This is a genomic window from Paraburkholderia mimosarum LMG 23256 = NBRC 106338 (assembly GCF_000739815.1).
Taxonomy (GTDB): Bacteria; Pseudomonadota; Gammaproteobacteria; order Burkholderiales; family Burkholderiaceae; genus Paraburkholderia; species Paraburkholderia mimosarum.
The window spans coordinates 1-3,515 of record NZ_BBJJ01000188.1 but is presented as its reverse complement, the minus strand read 5'-3'; the positions used below and the strand labels follow the sequence as shown (position 1 = coordinate 3,515).

The 3,515-nt window shown below is 61.4% G+C and carries 4 protein-coding genes and 1 pseudogene; 2 read left to right on the top strand and 3 right to left on the bottom strand.

Annotated features, from left to right (window positions below):
* Positions 1 to 433 (top strand): transposase (locus BMI01S_RS36340; RefSeq protein ID WP_042292940.1); only part of this gene is annotated, 433 nt, incomplete at its 5' end.
* 402 nt (positions 434 to 835) lie between these two features.
* Positions 836 to 1,446 (top strand): annotated as a pseudogene (locus tag BMI01S_RS36335) (IS5 family transposase); the annotation flags it as partial.
* A gap of 272 nt (positions 1,447 to 1,718) precedes the next feature.
* Here the strand turns inward: BMI01S_RS36335 and BMI01S_RS36330 are convergent.
* From BMI01S_RS36330 to BMI01S_RS36320, 3 genes are read right to left on the bottom strand one after another with little or no spacing between them, the layout of a single operon-like run.
* The gene (locus BMI01S_RS36330) at positions 1,719 to 1,934 is read right to left on the bottom strand and encodes a hypothetical protein (protein WP_028233068.1); all 216 of its coding nucleotides are present in this window, start codon (positions 1,932 to 1,934) and stop codon (positions 1,719 to 1,721) included.
* Positions 1,931 to 2,722 carry an IS21-like element helper ATPase IstB gene (gene istB / locus BMI01S_RS36325; protein WP_028233067.1) on the bottom strand — a complete coding sequence of 264 codons (792 nt, stop codon included), beginning with the start codon at positions 2,720 to 2,722 and terminating at the stop codon, positions 1,931 to 1,933. The genes BMI01S_RS36330 and istB overlap by 4 nt, the downstream gene beginning before the upstream one ends.
* Entirely contained in the window at positions 2,694 to 3,338 is a 645-nt protein-coding gene (locus BMI01S_RS36320; RefSeq protein WP_255217856.1) for a Mu transposase domain-containing protein, read from the bottom strand. The genes istB and BMI01S_RS36320 overlap by 29 nt, the downstream gene beginning before the upstream one ends.
* Between the last annotated feature and the right edge of the window lie 177 nt (positions 3,339 to 3,515).

The window sequence follows — 3,515 nt, the reverse complement described above, 5'->3', positions numbered from 1 at the left end:
GCGCACATCCCGCCATGACGTGCTCACACAGCTCGCTGGCATCGGTACGGGCAGCGCATGGAAGCTGGTCCAGGAACTGTTCGGGTGGCGCAAGTTTCGCAATCGCCGGGAACTTGCCGGCTGCCTGGGCCTGACTCCCACGCCCTTCGCCAGCGGCACCACTGAGATTGAACAGGGTATCAGCAAGGCGGGCAACCGCCGATGCCGGTGGCTGCTGGTCGAGCTTGCCTGGAGCTGGTTGCGCCTGCAGCCCGGCAGCCAGCTCAGTCACTGGTTCAACAAGCATTTTGCCGGCACGGGCAAGCGGCTGCGGCGCATCGGTATCGTGGCGCTCGCCCGACGTCTGGCCATCGCCCTGTGGCGCTTGCTCGAGCACGGTGAGATTCCCGCTGGAGCCAGACTCAAGCCGCGGGAAGCCAGATACGGTGAGTGACTAAACCATCCAGATGCAGTGACAGCATACAAGGTCAACGCGCCCGAAACAGACTCGGGCCACCCCATTGCGGGCGGCCGTTTCCCTAGATGGGGCGCGTCGGTAACAGGGTGACGCCAGCGCTTGCAGCAAGCGCATGAGGCATGAGGTGACCGGCCTGCCAGGCCGGCACGGATAGAAGGTCGACCCCGCATTGAGCGGTCAACAGACACCCTGACCTGAATGACATTGACATGCCAGACTGCAAATGGTGTAGGTCATCAGCGTCGCAACCTGCGAATCACAGGTCGTCTGCCGCCTGTCCAAATCTGGTCGTAGCAGGCGACAGGTAAGGAACATTACTTTGCATGACGAAATTTATATCTAAGACGGGGCTTGACTTCTGACTCCCCATAGAAGAGTCTGTTTTCCGTGCGCAAGCTGGATGACTTCGTCCCCAAGTCGCATCCATTGCGTTCGATCCGCGTGATGGCGAACGAAGCGCTGGCGAGGATGGATCGACTGTTCGCCGATATGTACGAAGCGGACATAAAAGGTGGACGGCCGAGCATCGCGCCAGAGAAGTTGCTGCGAGCCATGCTAATCCAGTGCTCTATAGCATTCGCTCAGAGCGCCAACTGATGGAGCAGGTTCAATATAACCTGCTTTTTCGCTGGTTCATCGGCCTGGCAATGGATGACGAGGTGTGGGTGCCCACGGTTTTCACGAAGAACCGCGAACGCCTGATCAACCACGACGCCGTCATCGAATTCTTCAACGAAGTGGTGGTCATCGCCCAGAAGAAGTGCCTGCTCTCGGGTGAACATTTCAGCGTCGACGGCACGCTGATTCAGGCGTGGGCTGGACACAAGAGCTTCATACGCAAGAATGGGGGCGATCAGGACAACGACGGTGGCGGCGCGGGCGATTTCAAGGGCGAAAAGCGTAGCAACGAGACACATCAGTCGAAGACCGATCCAGATGCGCAGCTCTATCGCAAAGGCAAAAGTGCGACACGCACACTCGTGTCCGGGTAACTCCAACGTTAGGAGCATTGAAAGGAGGTGTGGTCCCGGGGCGAAAGCTCCACGCGTTATTGTCCGGCCGATGTGCCCAATTAGGGTGCGTCGATAGAGAGACCTATCATGCGACTGGTAGTAGCCTGAGGAGACTTGCGTCACTGGCAACGGTGGGGTGGTGTTGTTGGCGGTCTAAAAGCGCGCATAGATGGCGACAGGAGCTTGAGCGAATCCGTCAACAATTAAGGGGCCTTCGCGGGCCCCTTCCTGTTGATGTGGGCCTGGAGTCAGAACGATGGCGGGCCGGTAAAGGAGCGCTCGGGTGGCTGACGTTCGTCGCACATCGCACGCTGGATATCCGTCAGATATCGTGAGCTGATGACCTCGCGCAGATCGTCAAGCAGTTCGAACACGGCCAACGCCTGCTGGGGCGTCCAGTCGTCGGGGACGACGAACGCAATGCCGTGACGGCGGCCAGATGGCAATACGGGTGGCCTGCTCATGTCTCATCCTCCTTTCTCGTGGCGGACTTCTTCGCGCCTCGCTGCCGGGCGCGCGCCTCGGTGCGTTCGCGTGCCTCTTTGAGCCTGTATGATTCGCCCTCGATCGAGATCACCTCGGCGCGATGCACGAGGCGGTCGACCAGTGACACGACACACGCCGCTTTCGGGAACACCTCCGACCAGGCGGCAAACGGTTTATTCGTTGTTATGATCGTGGATTGGGATTCGTAACGGCGGCTGACCAGCTCGAACAGCAGGTCCGCATGCCGGTTCGTGTAGGACAGGTAGCCCACTTCATCGACGACCAGGATATCCGGCGCGGCGTAGTGATGCAGACGGCGCCGCAGCGCCGAATCGCTGTCGAGTGCAGCGAGTTCGCCCAGCATCTCGCTTGCAGAACGGAACAGTACCGTGTGACCCGCGACGAGCGCCTGATTTGCGATGTTGCGCGCCAGTGTTGATTTGCCCACGCCGTTCGGGCCGATGAACACGACGTTGGTCGCGTCGGCAAGGAACGTGAGCGACATCAGATCCTCGACCGCACCACGGTCGATGCGTTTGGGCCACGTCCATTCGAAGTCCGCAAGCCCCTTGAAGTGGCCAAGGCGAGCGTCACGAATTCGACGCTGCAACGAGCGGTGCGCGCGCTCTTCCTCTTCCCATTGCAGCAGTGGTGCGATCCAGTCCGCACCCTCGACTTCGGGCCAGTGTTCAAGCAGGCCGTTCATGCGCAGGGCCTTTGCACGGGCGCGCAGCACTTCATTGTTCTGCAGGTTCGGTATTGTCATCTTCGTTGGCACTCAGTTGATCGTAGGTATCGAGTCGGTGGGGCTGCACGGGCCTGTCCTTGCTGCGCACATGCTCGGGCAGGTTGATGGCAACGGGCGGAGGCGCACCGCGTTCGAGACGGCGGCGCTCCAGGGCGGCCCGCACGCTGTTCATATGGGCTGAGCCGGTGCGCAGCGCGTCCTCGACGGCAACCTGCAGTTCGGCCGCGCCATAGCGGTCGAGCAGGCGCAGCAGCGCCGTGGTCTGCGCGCCGATGTTCGCGCCGCGTTCGGCAGCCCGAACCAGCAACCGCTGGCAGGCCGGCACTGCCTTCGTCAGGCCGTTGACGCCGCGGTGCTGACGCGCCTGGTGCTTGATCTGCTCGAGCGTCTTCAGGTGCTGGGGATTCTCGATCTGCTCGTCGCGATCGTAGCTGCGCCGGTGACTGGCGATCATCTCCACGCCGTCGAACACGCGAACCTGCGCGGCATCGGCGCGTACACTCAACGTGCGGCGCACGTGCTCGTGGGGGATCGAGTAATCATTCAGGTCGAAGCGTACATAAGGCGTCTTGCCGACTTTCACGGCGAGTTGTTCTTCCACGGGATATGGGTTATCGGGCAGGGGCAGCAGCATGGGCTGCTCCTGCACGAAGGCCTCGCGTACACTCAGGCCACGGTCTTCAGGGCACGGCCGGTCAGCCGCCTGGGTGCGGCACCAGTGCGCGGCCTGGGCATTCAGATCGTCCAGATCGGTGTACTTGCGTGCAGCGAGGAATGCCTCGCGTATGTAGCGTATGGCCCGCTCCACTCT

Excerpts from the sequence above, each read along its gene's own strand:
- BMI01S_RS36330 (WP_028233068.1), bottom strand. The coding sequence starts at position 1,934 with ATGAGCAGGCCACCCGTATTGCCATCTGGCCGCCGTCACGGCATTGCG.
- istB (WP_028233067.1), bottom strand. The coding sequence starts at position 2,722 with ATGACAATACCGAACCTGCAGAACAATGAAGTGCTGCGCGCCCGTGCA.
- BMI01S_RS36320 (WP_255217856.1), bottom strand. The coding sequence starts at position 3,338 with ATGCTGCTGCCCCTGCCCGATAACCCATATCCCGTGGAAGAACAACTC.